Origin of the sequence: Rhizobium album, from assembly GCF_003122325.1 — a bacterium.
Classification (GTDB): Bacteria; Pseudomonadota; Alphaproteobacteria; order Rhizobiales; family Rhizobiaceae; genus Metarhizobium; species Metarhizobium album.
The window spans coordinates 533,175-549,871 of record NZ_QFBC01000001.1 but is presented as its reverse complement, the minus strand read 5'-3'; the positions used below and the strand labels follow the sequence as shown (position 1 = coordinate 549,871).

Sequence of the window (16,697 nt, the reverse complement as noted above, 5' to 3'; positions counted from 1 at the left end):
ATGGCGGCGTCAATCCACCACGAGATCGTCGAGATCGACCTTGAGAGCGGCGGCGATGCGCTTCAGCACATCGACGGAGCCGGTCTTCTTGCCGGTCTCGATCTCGGAGAGATAGGGCTGCGAAATACCCGCGGCCTCGGCGAGCTCGGACACGGTCATCCTGCGGTAATTGCGAAACGTGCGGATGCGGCTGTCGGTTTCGGTGAGTTCCCTGACGAACTCCAACGGCCATGTTTCCTCACCAGCCGCAACACGCGCCATGATCGCGTCGGCGCGAAGACCGTCGACCAGGTCTTCGTAATCCTCTTCGCTGAGCAGAACATAGTTCTTGCCGTCGATCGTCAGTTTCTGGATGTCGCCCATTCCGACCTACTCCTTGTAAATGCCTCCGCGCGGCCCGGCATCGATAACCATCACGACTCTTCCCTGATCGTCGATGATCACCCGATCCTGACCGACGCGAATGCGGTAGTAGCTTTTACCTTGCATCCTCTTGATGTCGACAGGCTCTCCGCGCGCATAGGCATCGAGCTTGGCATAGATGGCTGCCCGACGCTTGGGCTGCATCCGGCTCAAGCTTCTTTGCGCCTCCCGGGTCACAACAATCTGTTTCATACAACAGCAATTGCCCAAAGCTATGGATACGGCGCTATGCATAGCAATTCGCGATACTTTTGTCACTAACTTCGTGGAACTGCGGGGACATCCATCATGCAGGCAGATTTCGTCATCATCGGTTCGGGTTCGGCCGGTTCGGCCATGGCTTACCGCCTGTCGGAGGACGGCAAGCATACGGTCATCGTGCTGGAGTTCGGCGGCTCGGATTTGGGGCCGTTCATCCAGATGCCGGCGGCGCTGGCCTGGCCGATGAGCATGAAGCGCTACAATTGGGGTTATCTTTCCGAGCCGGAGCCCAACCTCAACAACCGCCGCATCACCGCGCCGCGTGGAAAGGTGATCGGCGGGTCGTCGTCGATCAACGGGCTGGTCTATGTCCGCGGCCACGCGGAAGATTTCAACCGCTGGGAAGAGCTCGGCGCCAACGGCTGGGCCTATGCCGACGTGCTGCCCTACTTCAAGCGCATGGAACACAGCCATGGCGGCGAGGAGGGCTGGCGCGGCACGGACGGGCCGCTGCACGTGCAGCGCGGGCCGGTGACCAACCCGCTGTTCCACGCCTTCATCCAGGCCGGCAAGCAGGCCGGCTTCGAAACGACGGAGGACTACAACGGCTCGAAGCAGGAAGGTTTCGGGCTGATGGAGCAGACGATCCACAACGGCCGCCGCTGGTCGGCCGCCAATGCCTATCTCCGCCCGGCGATGAAGCGGCCGAACGTGCAGCTCATCCATTGCTTCGCCCGGAAAATCGTCATCGAGAATGGCCGCGCCGTCGGCGTCGAGATCGAACGGGGCGGCAAGGTCGAGGTGGTCAGGGCGAACCGCGAGGTTATCGTCTCGGCCTCCTCCTTCAACTCGCCGAAACTGCTGATGCTCTCGGGCATCGGCCCGGCGCAGCACCTGCGCGACCTGGGGCTGGAGGTGAAGGCCGACCGGCCGGGCGTCGGCGCCAATCTCCAGGACCATATGGAATTCTATTTCCAGCAGGTTTCGACCAAGCCGGTATCGCTCTATTCCTGGCTGCCGTGGTTCTGGCAGGGGGTTGCTGGCGCGCAGTGGCTGCTGTCCAAGGGCGGGCTGGGCGCCTCGAACCAGTTCGAGGCCTGTGCCTTCCTTCGGTCGGCGCCGGGCCTGAAACAGCCCGACATCCAGTACCACTTCCTGCCGGTGGCCATCAGCTACGACGGCAAGGCGGCGGCGAAGAGCCACGGCTTCCAAGTGCATGTCGGCTACAACCTGTCGAAATCGCGCGGCAACGTCATGCTGCGCTCGGCCGATCCGAAGGCCGATCCGGTCATCCGCTTCAACTATATGAGCCATCCGGAAGACTGGGAAAAATTCCGCCACTGCGTGCGCCTGACCCGGGAAATCTTCGGCCAGAAGGCGTTCGACACGTTCCGCGGGCCGGAGATCCAGCCGGGCGAAGCGGTCCGGACCGACGAGCAGATCGACGCCTTCCTGCGCGACCATCTCGAAAGCGCCTATCATCCCTGCGGCACCTGCCGCATGGGCGCGAAGGATGATCCAATGGCGGTGGTCGATCCGGAATGCCGCGTCATCGGCGTCGAGGGCTTGCGCGTCGCCGACTCGTCGATCTTCCCGCATGTGACTTATGGCAACCTCAACGGCCCGTCGATCATGACCGGCGAAAAGGCCTCCGACCATATACTCGGCAGGCAGCCCCTGCCCCGCTCCAACCAGGAGCCCTGGGCCAATCCGCGGGCGCAGGTGAGCGACCGGTAGCGGCGGGACTGCCGAACATTAACGGTGCCGGATTTTTCATCCGGCGCTCGTTGACAATTAATCTATAAATCTAGTAGACATAATCGGGTCGGCGGCACGCCTCATGGTTTTCTGCCGCGCTTGCCGTTCGGAGAGATATTTGCTCCCGCGGCCTTTGTTTCGAAATCCGTTTTTCTGTCTTGCTGCAGCGCAACCTGCGATACTCCGGTCACAATCGAACCCGGATATCCTGCAGATGACTGCCATTCAAAGCATCGCCGACGCACAGACCCTCAACGAGACGCTGGCGGGTCTCGATCTTGCGGCGCGCCTGTCGCTGGTCGCCGGCCTTGGCGGGCGTGTGGTGTTCACCACCTCGCTCGGCATCGAGGACCAGGTCATCACCGCCGCCATCGGCTCGCACCGCTTGCCGGTGGACGTCGTGACGCTCGAAACCGGGCGGCTCTTTCCCGAGACCGTTGCGCTGATCAGGGAGACCGAAAGCCGCTTCGACATCCAGATCCGCCGCTTCCATCCCGAGCAGGCCGACATCGATGCCTATGCCGCCCGATACGGCATGAACGGCTTCTACGACAGCGTCGAAGCCCGGCATGCCTGTTGCGGCGTGCGCAAGGTGAAGCCGCTCGCCCGGGCGCTGGAAGGCGCCGCCGTGTGGATCACCGGCCTGCGCCGCGGCCAGTCCGGCAACCGCGCCGAAACGCCTTTCGCCGAATACGATCCGGAGCGCTGTCTGATCAAGGTCAATCCGCTGGCGGATTGGGACATCGAGGCGATCAACGCCTATGTCGCAACCGAGGCGGTGCCGATCAACCCGCTGCACGCCCGCGGTTATCCGTCGATCGGCTGCGAACCCTGCACCCGCGCCATCAAGCCGGGCGAACCCGAACGCGCCGGCCGCTGGTGGTGGGAAAACGACGAGAAGCGCGAATGCGGCCTTCATGTCACTGATGCCGCTTCCGCCCTGCCGCAGGCATCGACGCTGGCCCGCTGAGCGGCCGGCCATGCCGAACACGAATTCCTGGAGCCCCTGACGAGATGTCCGATACCCGACCGGAACAAGACCTGAAAAATCCCAAAAGCAACAAGGCCCCGCTCGACCCGCACCTGAAAGCGCTGGAAAACGAGGCGATCCATATCTTCCGCGAAGTCGCGGCCGAATTCGAGCGTCCGGTGATGCTCTATTCGATCGGCAAGGATTCTTCTGTGCTGCTGCATCTCGCTCGCAAGGCCTTCTATCCCGGCCGCGTGCCCTTCCCGCTGCTGCACGTCAACACCGGCTGGAAATTCAAGGAAATGATCGCCTTCCGCGATGCGATCGTCAAGGAATACGATCTCGACCTGATCGAGCACATCAATCCGCGCGGTGCCGCCGAAAACGTCACGCCGTTTACCCACGGCTCGGCGCTCTATACCGACATCATGAAGACCGAAGCGCTGCGCCAGGCGCTTGATGCCGGCCAGTTCGATGCCGCCTTTGGCGGTGCGCGTCGCGACGAGGAGGCCTCGCGCGCCAAGGAGCGCATCTACTCCTTCCGCACTCCCGACCACCGCTGGGACCCGCGCAACCAGCGCCCGGAACTGTGGAACATCTACAACGGAATGATCCGCAAGGGCGAAAGCGTGCGCGCCTTCCCGCTGTCCAACTGGACCGAGGTCGACATCTGGCGCTACATCCAGGCGGAAGACATCCCGCTGGTGCCGCTCTATTACGCCGAGAACCGCAAGTTCGTCGAACGCGACGGCATGATGATCCTCGCCGAGGACCCGCGCCTGGAACTGCTGCCCGGCGAAGTGAAGCAGGAAGGCATGATCCGCTTCCGCACGCTCGGCTGCTTCCCGCTGACCGGTGCCATCCGCTCCGAAGCGACGACGCTGGACGAGGTGATCGCCGAACTCGAGATCGCCACCGTCTCCGAACGTCAGGGCCGCGCCATCGACCGCGACCAGTCCGGCTCGATGGAAAAGAAAAAACGCGAAGGATATTTTTGAGATGAGCGCCTCCCTCACCGCCACCGCCACCGTTTCGGCCCATCCGGCCAGCGAGCCGGCCAGGGCCGTCCGCGACACGCGGCCGTTGCGCCTCATCACCTGCGGCAGCGTCGACGACGGCAAGTCGACGCTGATCGGCCGGCTGCTCTGGGATACCAAGGCCGTCAAGGAAGACCAGGCCGCGACCCTGCACCGCGATTCCGGCAAGCAGAACGACCTTGGCCTGCCGGATTTCGCCCTGCTGCTCGACGGCCTGCAGGCCGAGCGCGAACAGGGCATCACCATCGATGTCGCCTACCGCTATTTCGCCACCGACAAGCGCTCCTTCATCGTTGCCGATACGCCCGGTCACGAGCAGTACACCCGCAACATGGCGACCGGCGCCTCGACGGCGGATCTCGCCGTGCTGCTGGTCGATGCGCGCTCCGGCATCCTGGAGCAGACCCGCCGGCATGCGACCATCGCGGCGCTGATGGGCATCAAGCAGTTCGTGCTGGCGGTCAATAAGATCGACCTGACCGGCTACGACCGCGCCGGCTTCGAGCGCATTGCCCACGAATTCCGCGAGATCGCCCTGTCGCTGTCCATCCGCCAGGTCACCGCCATCCCGATGTCGGCGCTGAAGGGCGAGAACGTCGTTTACGACGGCAAGGCCGCGATGCCCTGGTATGACGGCCCGACGCTGGTGGAGGCGCTGGAACTGGCGACCGTGCGCTCGGCGCAGACGGTCGGCTTCCGCCTGCCGGTGCAGCGCGTCTCCCGCCCCGGCGAAAGTTTTCGCGGCTACCAGGGGACCGTGGCGGGCGGCTCGGTGAAGCCGGGCGATTCCGTCGCCATCCTGCCCTCCGGCATCGTCGCCAACGTCACGCAGATCGTTACCTTCGACCTGGTGCGCAACGCCGCCGTCGCCGGCGACGCCATCACGCTGGTGCTCGACCGCCAGGTCGACGTCGCCCGCGGCGACATCATCGCCTCCATCGACGGCCAGCCGCAGGTGGGCCTGAACTTCGACGCCAACCTGGTGGCGCTGCAGCCGGAAGGCATCCAGCCCGGCAAGCGCTACTGGCTGAAGTCCGGCGCCCGCCGCCAGCGCGTCAGCATCGAGCCGGTGAGCCAGATCGACCTGGAGACCGGCGCCTGGAACCCGACGGATTCCTTGGCGATGAACGGCATCGGCAAGGTGCATCTCGCCTTCGACGAAGCGGCTATCTTCGATCCCTACGACCAGAACCGCTCGACCGGCGCCTTCATCCTGATCGATCCCGACACCAACAACACGGTCGCGGGCGGCATGGTCACCGGCAAGCGCGCGCCTTCCATCGGCGGCATCCACCGCGAGGGCAACCGGGTGATCCTGTCCCTGCCGGCCGACCTCGCCGACCAGATCATGGCCAGCGAACTCTTCGCCAACCGCCGCCACGAGGCGGAGGTGAAACGCATGACGGCCGCCGAGGCCGCCCAGCTCTGGTCGAACGCGGCCAGCGACATCTGATGCAAAAAGGGGCCGACCGGCCCCTTTTTCGTTTCCCCGTCCCGATGTCAGCCCGCCGATCGGCCCAGCGTCGATTCCCGCTCGACGAGGGTAAAACCGACATCGACGGACAGCGGTTCGAGCCCCGGATTGTCGATGGCGCGGATGATCATGTCGGCAGCGCGCACGCCGAGGTCGTAGCGCGGCACCCGCACCGAGGTCAGCGTCGGCGCGCTGACGGCGGCGAAATCGAGATCGTTGAAACCGCACAGGCCGAATTGCTGCGGTACGGCGAGGCCGACGCGGCGGCATTCGAACATCATGCCCAGCGCCACGTCGTCATTGTGGCAGAAGGCTCCGTCGATATCGGGAACACGGTCGAGGAGGCGCCGCAGCAGCCGGCATCCGAGATCGGCGCTGGTGGCTTCGTTCTCGACGATATCGAGCACCGGATCGTAAAGCCCGGCCGCCTGCATCACGTCGCAGTAGCCGGCATGCCGCAGCCGGCTGCGGCTATCAGGCCCGCCTACCATGGCAAAACGGCGGTAACCCCGCTCCAGCATGTGGCGGGTGGCGACCCGCGCTGCCTCGCGCGTGTCGATGCCGACCCTGAGGCCGGAGTAGGTCTCTTCCGAAATATCCAGCACCTCCAGCACCGGGCAATCGGCGCTGCGCAGGATGGCCCCGGTCTCTTCGCTCGGCGACAGGCCGGTGACGATCAGGCCGGCGGGATTTTGCGCCAGGAACAGCCTGATCTGCGAGACCGCAGCCGCCTCCAGGAAACGGGTATAGGCATATTGCACCCGGTAGTGCGTCTGGTGGATGCGCTCCTCGATGCCCTGCATCACCGACATCAGCGCAAAATTGGAAAGCGTCGGCAGCACGACGCCGATGACGTCGCTGTCGCGGCTTGCCAGGGTGCGGGCGGCAAAATCCGGCACATATCCCAGTTCCTCGACCATTTTCAGGATTTTTTCCCGCAGGCTTGCGGAAACCTTGTCCGGATTGCGCAAGGCGCGCGACACGGTAATCGAACTGACGCCGACGAGCCTTGCGACATCGATCAGCGTTATCTTGTCTCTGCGGCTACGCCGCCGTCTCACATTCACACGGCACCCCTAACTGCATGCTGGCAGCCGCCCTGATGGCAGCCGCTTGCCGTGTCTTTGGCAATGATACCGCGTCACCTCCGCTTGCGCGGCTCTCACTGTCGGATCATCAATGCGATGAATTTAATGAGAATATTCCTAATAAAGAATATGAACGGCGATACGACAAATGACGGGGAAGTTCTGTTGGGCGCTCCTCACGGCCTTGTGAATTTTCCGGCCGGGCATGGCACCGCATTCATCGAAGCCTTATATTGCCGTCACCACGGTGCATGGATGCAATGGACAAGGCAAAACCCAAGATAGAGATTTTTCTTCCCGGACATGACGAACCGCTTCCGGACGAAGACGTCCCGATCCGGAAATCGAAGCGAGTCGGCGACGGAGCAGCGTTGTGGATTTTCGGGACGATCACCTTCATCAGCCTGATGACGCCATTGATGATCTATATCTACCGCTGACGTCGTGGCGCCAGCGTTGCCTGCCGCGAAGGCGGACAATCTTCGACAAAAATCTCTGAGAAATATCGGAAGACATGAAAAACCCCGCCGCAGCGGGGTTTCAAGCTGGTCGGAGTGAGAGGATTCGAACCTCCGACCCCCACGTCCCGAACGTGGTGCGCTACCAGACTGCGCTACACTCCGTGACCAGCGGCGCCTCTATAGACCAGCTATTTTGGATAGACAAGCGGCATCGGGAAAAAAGTCCGTACGTTTGACGAAAAAATGACGGGGGTCTCTTCCGGGCGCCCTGGCGGATGTTTCGGCAACCGCCGGAGATATGGCAGCAAAGACCCACTCGAACTATTTCTGCTGATAAAGCCGCAAAGCAGATTTTCTTTGTCGACGATTAGCGCTAGAGCGACGGCCGGACAAACCGCCGGATCGCCTAGGTTTTGTTGGGCTCCCGCGGCATTCGCCGAGATGACGTTCAAGGGACAAACACGATGAATTTCCGCATGATCACCGCGGCCGGGCTGGCGCTCGCTCTCGCCGGCTGCACGACGACCGGCCTTGCCAGCAACCCTGTCGAAGCCCGCTGGAACGGCAAGCCGGCCGGCACCTTCTTCGCCGCCTACGGCCCGCCGATCTCCGACGTCGAAAGCGGCTCCAGCACCACCTATGTCTGGCGTGGCGGCTACAAGACGGTGCGCGTGCCGGCCCAATATGCCGAAGGCGAGAACGGCAAGAAGGGCAAGCGCATCGCGGCGGCCAAGACCGTCTACATGCGTTGCGAAGTCAAGCTCACCGTCGGCTCGGACTACGTGATCCGCAATATCGAGACGATCGCCGACCGCCCCGGCGTCAAGGGACCGTCCTATTGCGCCGAATTCCTCGGCGACGATAAGTAAGGCTTAACCCTTCATTATCCATGATGGCATCGGCGGCGCAGGCCGCCGCCGCCGCTTTCGATCCGCCCTGCCCTTCCATCCTGAAGCATCGCCATGACAGCCGAGATCAAGTCGTTTCTCAAGCATGCCCAAAGCCGGGGCGAGCAGCCGATCGCACAGCTCTACCGTGTCGAGGCCGCCCTGATCCAGGCGGGTTTCCATCTCGACATCACCCACGGCTCGACGGACGAGGGCGATCCCTGGGTGGTGTTCTGCCGGCCGGAAAACGGCGCGGTGATCGCCCATGTCGCCGTGATCGGCGGCGAGGTGGTGGCGGACAGCCCGGCCTTTGCCGGGCCGGTCAGGATGCGCAACGTTTCCGAGCTGATCGCCCGGCTGGTCAACCGGCTGCGTGCCGGCAGCTTCCATCGCGGCGATTTTCTCTCCGACCAGTTCGTGCTGCTGGCCGGCATCGTCGCGCTTGCCACCCTGCACCTCACCGATGCCGGTGCCGACTGGCGGCCTCTTGCCCCCGAGACATTTGCAGACCTCGGCGACCACATCGCCGCCGTGCCGGCGGAGATGATCGCCAGGGCGGCGCTCTCCGTCGAAAACGCGATCCACACCGCCTTCGTCGCGCCCGACGATACGATCCAGGTGGCGGAACTGCTGCAGGAGAGCGCCGGCACGTCGCTGCCGGTGGAGACGCCGGACACCCGGCCTCATCCACATGCCTCCGAATTCAAACTGCCCGGGGACATGCCGCAATCCGCCGCCGCGCTGGAACTGCAGGCCGTGGCCAAGGCCCACGAGGCGCAGGCGAGCGGCGAACTCGCATTCGCCTTTGCGGCGCCGACGCTCCCGAACGATCCTGAATTCGGCAGCGCGCCGGCGTGGAAACCGAAGGAGGCCGGCCTGAACACCCTCGATCCGCGGGAAATGCTGGCCTATATCGTCAGCCATCACGAAACCGCCGTCAGCATGACCGGCGGCAATGTCACGCTTTATGCCGAAGGACTGAAGAGCGAGGACTATCATCTGCAATTCGCCGACGGCTCCAGCCTCTCGATCGTCGGCGTGTCGGTTCTCCCCGTGGAGCACGGCGCGCCGATGTGACCGGCGGCATTGCATCTGGCGACGAAATTCATGGAAAACGTGGCTGGGGCGCCAGGATTCGAACCTGGGAATGCCGGTACCAAAAACCGGTGCCTTACCGCTTGGCGACGCCCCACCGTGACGCGAGCATCACTGCTTCGCGAAATCGCCGCCTGCTTATCAAAGCTTCGGGGATGCGACAATCACTAACTTCGCGGGGCCCCAAGTTTTCTGTGCACCGCCTGCCCTTCCGTGCTAGGTCAAAAACCGCGGCATCTTCCTGCCCTTGCAGGGGAGCAGTGCCTCGAATGAGCATCGGAGAGATTTATGAGCCAGTTTCGTGCCCGCCCGCCCGCTATCCCCACCACCCTGCTCGACGACGAAATGGTGCGCATCATCCGCTGGGATTTCGAGCCGGGCGCCGATACCGGCCATCATGTGCATGGGCTGGGTTACGTCGTCGTGCCGATGACCGATTGCCATTTCCTGATCGAGGACGAGAGCGGCAGCCGCCAGGTCGACGTCGCCAAGGGCGCGCCCTATCGCCGCGAGGCCGGCATCGCCCACAATGTCGTCAATGGCGGCAGCGAGTTCATGTCCTTCATCGAGATCGAGTACAAGTGAACGAAACAGCGCCTCCCGTCTTCGATATGAGTTTCGAGCCGCATTACGGCGAAGCCGTGCCCGTTGCCGAAGGCGTCGAGCGCCTCACCGTCAACAATCCCAGCGCCTTCACCTTCCACGGCACCAACAGCTACATTGTCGGCCGCCAGTCGGTGGCGGTGATCGATCCCGGGCCGGACAACGAGGCGCATTTCGAGGCACTGATGGCGGCGCTGAAGGGGCGCGAGGTGACGCATATCGCCGTCAGCCATACGCACCGCGACCACTCGCCGCTCGCCCGCCGGCTGCAGCAGGCGACCGGGGCGATCCTCGTGGCGGAAGGGCCGCATCGCGCCGCCCGGCCGCTGCACGAAGGCGAGGTCAATCCGTTCGGCGAAAGCTCCGACCTCGATTTCGTTCCCGACATCGCGCTGGCGGATGGCGACCTCGTCGAGGGCGACGGCTGGACGCTGCGGGCGGTGCTGACGCCCGGACACGCCGCCAACCATGCGGCCTTCGCGCTGGAAAACACCGGCATCCTGTTTTCCGCCGATCACGTCATGGCCTGGGCGACCTCGGTGGTCGCCCCGCCCGACGGCGCGATGAGCGACTACATGGCCTCGCTGGAAAAGCTGCTCGCGCGTGACGACCGGATCTATTTTCCCGGCCATGGCGGGCCGGTGAACGAGCCGCAGGCCTTCGTCCGCGGCCTGCGCACCCACCGGCGCATGCGCGAGCGGGCGGTGCTGGAGCGGATGAAAGCCGGCGACCGGCTGATCGCCGACATGGTCAAGGCGATCTATCGTGACACGGATCCCAGGCTGCACGGCGCAGCGGCGCTTTCGGTGCTGGCGCATATCGAGGACCTGGTCGAGAAGGGGCTGGTGACGGCTGACGAACCTCCGTCTCTGGCGACAGTGTTTCGTCCCGCCGCCTGACGGGACGCGGGTCCGGCTGCAACGTCAGAAGCCGGATCACCTCCAGGAAAATCTGCATCATCTCGGTCATGGCCTGCCCTCCTTTGTTTTGTTCGGCAGGCCTTATCTTCTTGCGCGCTTGCAGGGCGGGCGCAAACGAGCTTATGGTCGCCTTCGAATGACTTGAGGTTATGCGAATGAAACGGGGACGCCTGCCGCTGACGGCGCTGCGCAGTTTCGAGGCCGCCGGCCGGCTGGAAAGTTTTACGCTGGCCGCGGAAGAACTGTTCGTGTCGCAGGCGGCGATCAGCCGGCAGATCCGCGGCCTGGAGGAGGAGATGGGCCGGCCGCTGTTCGAGCGCCAGCATCGGCGCGTGGTGCTGACATCCGCGGGGCGAGCATTGCTCGACGTGCTGACTGCCTGTTTCGACCGCATGGAGAATGCGCTGGGCGCCACGGCGGCGGGCGAGGTGCGGCACCTGGTGCATATCAGCGTCGAGCCTTCCTTCGCCTCCGGCCGGCTCCTGGCGGCGCTGCCGGATTTTGCGGAAAACAATCCCGACATAGACGTGCAGATGGAATCGGATTCACGCCTTATCGGCTTTCGCGGCAAGGGGCCGGTGCTGGCGGTGCGTTACAGTGCCGGCGCGCGCAACTGGCCGCGCGTGGAGGCACGGCATCTCTACGATTGCGAGATGGCGGCCGTTGCGGCGCCGGAGCTAATCGCCGCCGGCACCATGCCGGACAAGCCGGCCGATCTCCTGCGGTTTCCGCTGGTGCACGAGGAGAACCGCGATCTCTGGGCGCGATGGTTTTCGGCCGCCGGCGTTCACGGCGGCGGTTTCGAGCGCGGACCGATCTTCGACGACGCCTCGCTGGTGCTGCAGGCGGCGATCCGCGGCCAAGGCATCGCCATCGTCGACCTCGCCATGGCGCGCGGCGAGCTGGAGGCCGGACGGCTCGTCCGCCTGTTCGACACGGTGCTCCTGCACGGCGCTTATTTTCTGGTGGCACGGGATTTTCGACGCCTGCCGCCGGCGGCCCGCATCCTTGCGGACTGGCTGACCGAGGAATTCGGCGGGGCGTCTTAATCCCCGGCGATCCCCAGCAGCTCGGCGTCGAGCGCCTTCAGGTAGCTTTCGGCGAGATCGGCGCCCATGCCGAGATCGTGCGGGCCGTAGCGCGACGCGATGCGGATATCCACCAGCGTCGTTTCCGCCTCCTCGCGCAGGCGGATGGCGGCATCGAAGCGCAGCCCCAGCACCAGCGTGCGGATTTCGCCTTGCAAAAGCACGTCGCTGTCGCGGCCGAAAAGCGGCTCCTCCTCCTGTTCGGGCCGCGGCAGCGGCACCGGCACATTGTCCAGCGTGTCGGCGACGGCTTCGTCGTCGCCCTCCTTGGCCTCCTGCTTGGCGGGAAGATCGCCGATATCGGCCTCGGTCTTCTCGACGCCCTCGGTCTTGACGATCACGATGCGCTGCTGGTGCGCCACCTTGCTCACCGCCTGGTAGACGCGGTCGAGAGCGCCGTCGTAGCGCCGGCCGGTCAGCGCCGGATAGGCGAGCATCTGCGCCTCGCGGTCCTCCGGCCCCACCTCGGCCGGCCGCCGCAGCCACAGCTGATCGACAGTGGAAGGCTCCAGCCATGGCGGCGCATCGATGACATCGGTGGAGATATCGTAGATCGGCGGGTAGCGCAGGTAATCATAGCTGGCGAGGCCGAAGAGCAGCAGCGGCGGCAACGCATAGACGAGGCCCTTGACCGCCGCTCCGCCGCCCTTGGCCGCCACCTGCCAGAGGCGCATCAGCCCGACGGCGGCAAACAGGATCGCCAGGGCTGCAAAGGCCACCGACAGCAGCACCAACGCCACGAAATAGGGCGTGATCATCAAGCCGAACCGGTGCGCCACCAGGACGACGACAAACAGGAGGAAGGAAAACTGTCCGAGCCGGCAGGAAAGATAGGCCGCGTGGGATACTGGGCGGTCGTAGCGAATGGTCATCAAGCGGCACCCGGAAAAACAGAACCGGTAAATGCCGGCATGACCGATTTTCTAACCGCTGGTTCAATACGAAACAAGCGGGGTGACGGACGGAAGCGGGCGATCGCATAAGGCATGACGTCGCCTCCTACCCCTTCTCCCCCGCGGGGAGAAGGGGTAGGAGGCGACGTCTCGTTCAATATGACAGCCCTGCCGGTGGCGGGACAGGCAGCTTGTTCGCACCCGCGAGGATACCTGCGCCGTCGCATGAACGGCCAGGTCGCAAATTCGCCATGCTTTCGCGCGATTTCTTAATAAATACGGATCCGTGAAGGAGAAGAGCAATGACTGCCTCCGTCGAAGCCCATGCCGCACCGGCCGCATTCGCGCCGCCGGTCGTCGACAAGAACGAATTGTCGCTTCCCGTCACCCTGCTGGAATTGGAACTGTCGCTTGCCGCCTTCGATGGCGACGAGGAGAGTTTCGGGCGCACGGTCCGCGTCGCGGCGCAGGCCTCCGGCGGCGAACTTCTCTTCGAACTGCCGGCCTCGGGGCTGCTGCCCGATTGCCACAAGATCGCCGTTCTCCACATCCCCCGGGAAGCGGACCAGGGAAAACGCATCGTGCTCGCGGTGCTCGATACCGACAGGACGATCCGGCTGGAGGAGCCGACGGAAGCCACCGCCGGCCTCGTGCGGCTTGCAGAAGCCTTCGTGGACGTCCTGAAGCGCATATGACGGCTTGACGGGACCGCCCGGCGGGTCTTGGATGCCGATAGCCGGCCAGCTTGCCGGCGCTTGGAGTTGTCATGCTGTCGACCAGACTTGTTGCCATCCTGCTGACCGGACTTCTGCTCTCCGCCTGCCAGACGATGACGCCGGAGGAGCGCCGTGCCGCCGACGAAGCGAAGTGCCGCGACTACGGTTTTCGCGCCCGCACCGAAAGTTTTGCCAACTGCCTGATGAAGCTGGAACTCGACCGGCGCGCCGAACGGCGCAGTTTCCGCGACAGCGCGGCCATGGATCCCTGGTATCCGTGGGGACCGCCGCTGGTGATCGAGCGGCGCGTCATCATTCGCGACTGAGCCGCGCTGGAGCATTTTGTTTCTGCGCAATTCCGGACGCAAAACCGCTAAGCAGTTTTGCTGGAATTGCTCTATTCCGCCGCCAGCCGCCCCTTGATCGCCGCCTGCGCCGCCGCCAGCCTGGCGATCGGCACGCGAAACGGCGAGCAGGAGACGTAATCGAGGCCGATTTCTTCGCAGAAATGGATCGAGGCCGGATCGCCGCCGTGCTCGCCGCAGATGCCGAGCTTCATGTCGTTGCGGGTGCGGCGGCCACGCTCGGCGGCGATGCGGATCAGTTCGCCCACCCCGTCGAAATCGAGCGAGATGAACGGGTCGTGCTCGATGATGCCCTTGCGCTGGTAGGTCGTCAGGAAGGCGGATGCATCGTCGCGGGAAATGCCGAAGGTCGTCTGCGTCAGGTCATTGGTGCCGAAGGAGAAGAATTCGGCGGCCTCGGCGATGATGTGGGCGCGCAGCGCCGCCCGCGGCAGCTCGATCATCGTGCCGACGAGATAGTCGATCCGCATGCCGGCCTCGGCCATGACGTCGCTGGCGACGCGGTCTATGCAGCCCTTGACGTAATCGAGCTCCGAGCGCAGGCCGACGAGCGGCACCATGATTTCCGGAACGACGGGCGCGCCGGTTTCCCGCGCCGCATCGACGGCCGCCTCGAAGATGGCGCGGGCCTGCATCTCGGCGATCTCGGGATAGGAGATCGCCAGGCGACAGCCGCGATGGCCGAGCATCGGGTTGAATTCGTGCAGCGCATCGACGCGCTGGCGTAAAAGCGATGGCTCCATGCCCATGGCAAGCGCCACCTCGGCGATCTCGGCGTCGCTCTTCGGCAGGAATTCGTGCAGGGGCGGGTCGAGCATGCGGATGGTCACCGGCAGCCCGTGCATGATGGTGAACAGCGCGGCGAAATCCGAGCGCTGCATCGGCAGGAGCTTGGCAAGCGCGGCCCGGCGCCCCTCCTCGCCTTCGGCCAGGATCATCTCGCGCATCACATGGATGCGGTCGCCCTCGAAGAACATATGCTCGGTGCGGCACAATCCGATGCCTTCCGCGCCGAAGGAACGGGCGGCACGGGCATCCTGCGGCGTATCGGCATTGGTGCGCACCGTCATGCGGCGGGCGCGGTCGGCCCATTCCATGATGCGGCCGAAATCGCCCGACAGCTCCGGCTGCAGCATCGGCACCTCGCCCTTCAGCACCTGGCCGGAGGAACCGTCGATGGTGATGATGTCGCCCTTTTCCAGCGTCAGGCCGCCGAGCCCGATCAGTTTCTCGCCGCGCAGATCGACGCGCATGGTGCCGGCGCCGGTGACGCAGGGAATGCCCATGCCGCGGGCGACGACCGCCGCATGGCTGGTCATGCCGCCGCGCGTCGTCAAAATACCTTCGGCAGCATGCATGCCGTGGATGTCTTCCGGGCTGGTTTCGATGCGCACGAGAATAACCTTGCGGCCCTCGCTTTCCGCCTCGACCGCCTGTTCTGAGGTGAAGACGATCTCGCCGGTCGCCGCCCCCGGCGAGGCCGGCAGGCCGGAACCGATGACGGTGCGGTCGAACCGCGGATCGATGGTCGGGTGCAGCAACTGGTCGAGCGAAGCGGGCTCGATGCGCGCCACCGCTTCGTCTTCAGAAATCAGCCGCTCCAACGCCATGTCCACGGCGATCCGCATGGCCGCCTTGGCGGTGCGCTTGCCGGCACGGGTCTGCAGCATCCACAGCTTGCCGCGCTCGATGGTGAACTCGACGTCCTGGACATCGCGGTAATGGGTTTCGAGGCGGGTGCAGATCGCCCGGAACTCGGCGAAGGCCTCCGGCATCAGCTTTTCCAGCGACGGCTTGTCCGAGCCGGAGGCGATGCGGGCCGCCTCGGTGATGCTTTGCGGCGTGCGGATGCCGGCGACCACGTCCTCGCCCTGGGCGTTGACGAGGAACTCGCCGTAGAGTTCGCTTTCGCCGGTGGACGGATTGCGGGTGAAGGCGACGCCGGTGGCCGAACCGTTGCCGAGATTGCCGAACACCATCGCCTGGATGTTGACCGCCGTTCCCCAGGCTTCGGGAATGTTGTGCAGGCGGCGATAGATGGACGCGCGGGCATTCTGCCAGCTGGCGAAGACCGCCGCGACGGCGCGCCAGAGCTGGACGTTCGGATCCTGCGGGAAAGGCTCGCCCAGTTCCTCCTCTATCGTCGCCTTATAGAGCGAGATGACATGCTGCCATTCTACGGCGGAGAGTTCGGTGTCGTATTCATGGCCGAACCGCGCCTTCTCGTCCTCGAGGATTTCCTCGAACACCTCGTGATCAAGGCCGAGAACGACGGCGCCGTACATCTGGATGAAGCGACGGTAGCTGTCCCAGGCAAACCGCGCATCGCCGGCATCGTGGCCAAGCGCCTGCACCGTCTCGTCGTTGAGGCCGAGGTTGAGCACGGTGTCCATCATGCCCGGCATCGAGGCGCGCGAACCGGAACGCACCGACAAGAGCAGCGGCTGGCGCTTGTCGCCGAAGCGGCGGCCGGTCATGTCCTCCATGGCGCGCAGGCCCTGCTGCACCTGCAGCTTGAGGTCGGCGGGCAAGGTGCGGCCGTTTTCATAAAACCACGTGCAGGCCTGGGTGACGATGGTGAGGCCCGGCGGCACCGGCAGGCCGAGGCTTGCCATCTCGGCGAGGTTGGCTCCCTTGCCGCCGAGAATGTCGACATCGCTGGCGCGGCCTTCCGCCGCGCCGTTGCCGAACGTGTAAACCCACCTGGTCATGCCTGCT

The 16,697-nt window shown here is 64.6% G+C and carries 17 protein-coding genes and 2 tRNA genes; 12 read left to right on the top strand and 7 right to left on the bottom strand.

The window, feature by feature from the left end; translation table 11 throughout:
- Positions 1–9 precede the first annotated feature (9 nt).
- Together DEM27_RS02675 and DEM27_RS02670 are read right to left on the bottom strand one after the other, a co-directional pair.
- Entirely contained in the window at positions 10–363 is a 354-nt protein-coding gene (locus DEM27_RS02675) for a helix-turn-helix domain-containing protein (protein ID WP_109456623.1), read from the bottom strand.
- A 6-nt stretch (positions 364–369) separates the two neighbouring features.
- Positions 370–615 carry a type II toxin-antitoxin system RelE family toxin gene (locus tag DEM27_RS02670; RefSeq protein WP_109456622.1) on the bottom strand — a complete coding sequence of 82 codons (246 nt, stop codon included), beginning with the start codon at positions 613–615 and terminating at the stop codon, positions 370–372.
- A gap of 96 nt (positions 616–711) precedes the next feature.
- On the opposite strand from DEM27_RS02670, the gene betA reads away from it, so the two are divergent.
- The 4 genes from betA (at position 712) to cysN (ending at position 5,842) form a co-directional block, all read left to right on the top strand.
- Positions 712–2,361 carry a choline dehydrogenase gene (betA, locus tag DEM27_RS02665; protein ID WP_109456621.1) on the top strand — a complete coding sequence of 550 codons (1,650 nt, stop codon included), beginning with the start codon at positions 712–714 and terminating at the stop codon, positions 2,359–2,361.
- A gap of 235 nt (positions 2,362–2,596) precedes the next feature.
- Positions 2,597–3,352, top strand: coding sequence for a phosphoadenylyl-sulfate reductase (locus DEM27_RS02660; RefSeq protein WP_109456620.1), 756 nt, complete (start codon positions 2,597–2,599; stop codon positions 3,350–3,352).
- A 44-nt stretch (positions 3,353–3,396) separates the two neighbouring features.
- On the top strand, positions 3,397–4,350 hold the full coding sequence (cysD, locus tag DEM27_RS02655) for a sulfate adenylyltransferase subunit CysD (RefSeq protein WP_109456619.1): 954 nt from the start codon (positions 3,397–3,399) through the stop codon (positions 4,348–4,350).
- Between the two features lies 1 nt (position 4,351).
- Entirely contained in the window at positions 4,352–5,842 is a 1,491-nt protein-coding gene (gene cysN, locus DEM27_RS02650; protein ID WP_109456618.1) for a sulfate adenylyltransferase subunit CysN, read from the top strand.
- 47 nt (positions 5,843–5,889) lie between these two features.
- Here the strand turns inward: cysN and DEM27_RS02645 are convergent, their stop codons facing one another.
- Entirely contained in the window at positions 5,890–6,930 is a 1,041-nt protein-coding gene (locus tag DEM27_RS02645) for a LacI family DNA-binding transcriptional regulator (RefSeq protein WP_245445614.1), read from the bottom strand.
- A 281-nt stretch (positions 6,931–7,211) separates the two neighbouring features.
- On the opposite strand from DEM27_RS02645, the gene DEM27_RS02640 reads away from it, so the two are divergent.
- On the top strand, positions 7,212–7,391 hold the full coding sequence (locus tag DEM27_RS02640; protein ID WP_128755422.1) for a hypothetical protein: 180 nt from the start codon (positions 7,212–7,214) through the stop codon (positions 7,389–7,391).
- A gap of 106 nt (positions 7,392–7,497) precedes the next feature.
- Here DEM27_RS02640 and DEM27_RS02635 read toward each other — a convergent pair.
- Positions 7,498–7,574 (bottom strand) — tRNA-Pro (locus DEM27_RS02635).
- A gap of 302 nt (positions 7,575–7,876) precedes the next feature.
- Between DEM27_RS02635 and DEM27_RS02630 the strand changes: the two genes are divergently transcribed.
- Positions 7,877–8,281: a hypothetical protein gene (locus DEM27_RS02630; RefSeq protein WP_109456616.1), complete on the top strand. Its 405-nt coding sequence runs from the start codon at positions 7,877–7,879 to the stop codon at positions 8,279–8,281.
- A gap of 93 nt (positions 8,282–8,374) precedes the next feature.
- Positions 8,375–9,376: a hypothetical protein gene (locus DEM27_RS02625; RefSeq protein ID WP_109456615.1), complete on the top strand. Its 1,002-nt coding sequence runs from the start codon at positions 8,375–8,377 to the stop codon at positions 9,374–9,376.
- 40 nt (positions 9,377–9,416) lie between these two features.
- On the opposite strand, the gene DEM27_RS02620 is transcribed toward DEM27_RS02625, so the two are convergent.
- Positions 9,417–9,491, bottom strand: a tRNA-Gln gene (locus DEM27_RS02620).
- Positions 9,492–9,682: 191 nt separating this feature from the next.
- Here DEM27_RS02620 and DEM27_RS34520 point away from each other — a divergent pair.
- From DEM27_RS34520 to DEM27_RS02605, 3 genes are all read left to right on the top strand, one after another.
- Positions 9,683–9,979 carry a cupin domain-containing protein gene (locus DEM27_RS34520; protein WP_109456614.1) on the top strand — a complete coding sequence of 99 codons (297 nt, stop codon included), beginning with the start codon at positions 9,683–9,685 and terminating at the stop codon, positions 9,977–9,979.
- A gap of 26 nt (positions 9,980–10,005) precedes the next feature.
- Positions 10,006–10,896: an MBL fold metallo-hydrolase gene (locus tag DEM27_RS02610; protein WP_109456613.1), complete on the top strand. Its 891-nt coding sequence runs from the start codon at positions 10,006–10,008 to the stop codon at positions 10,894–10,896.
- 176 nt (positions 10,897–11,072) lie between these two features.
- Positions 11,073–11,966: a LysR substrate-binding domain-containing protein gene (locus DEM27_RS02605; protein WP_109456612.1), complete on the top strand. Its 894-nt coding sequence runs from the start codon at positions 11,073–11,075 to the stop codon at positions 11,964–11,966.
- Here DEM27_RS02605 and DEM27_RS02600 read toward each other — a convergent pair.
- Positions 11,963–12,877 (bottom strand): DUF1499 domain-containing protein, encoded by a 915-nt coding sequence (locus tag DEM27_RS02600; protein WP_109456611.1) that lies wholly within the window; start codon positions 12,875–12,877, stop codon positions 11,963–11,965. The genes DEM27_RS02605 and DEM27_RS02600 overlap by 4 nt on opposite strands.
- 323 nt (positions 12,878–13,200) lie before the next feature.
- Here DEM27_RS02600 and DEM27_RS02595 point away from each other — a divergent pair, with 323 nt between their 5' ends.
- Positions 13,201–13,593 (top strand): hypothetical protein, encoded by a 393-nt coding sequence (locus tag DEM27_RS02595; RefSeq protein ID WP_109456610.1) that lies wholly within the window; start codon positions 13,201–13,203, stop codon positions 13,591–13,593.
- A gap of 71 nt (positions 13,594–13,664) precedes the next feature.
- On the top strand, positions 13,665–13,940 hold the full coding sequence (locus DEM27_RS02590; protein ID WP_109456609.1) for a hypothetical protein: 276 nt from the start codon (positions 13,665–13,667) through the stop codon (positions 13,938–13,940).
- 71 nt (positions 13,941–14,011) lie between these two features.
- On the opposite strand, the gene ppdK is transcribed toward DEM27_RS02590, so the two are convergent.
- Positions 14,012–16,690 (bottom strand): pyruvate, phosphate dikinase, encoded by a 2,679-nt coding sequence (ppdK, locus tag DEM27_RS02585; protein WP_109456608.1) that lies wholly within the window; start codon positions 16,688–16,690, stop codon positions 14,012–14,014.
- Between the last annotated feature and the right edge of the window lie 7 nt (positions 16,691–16,697).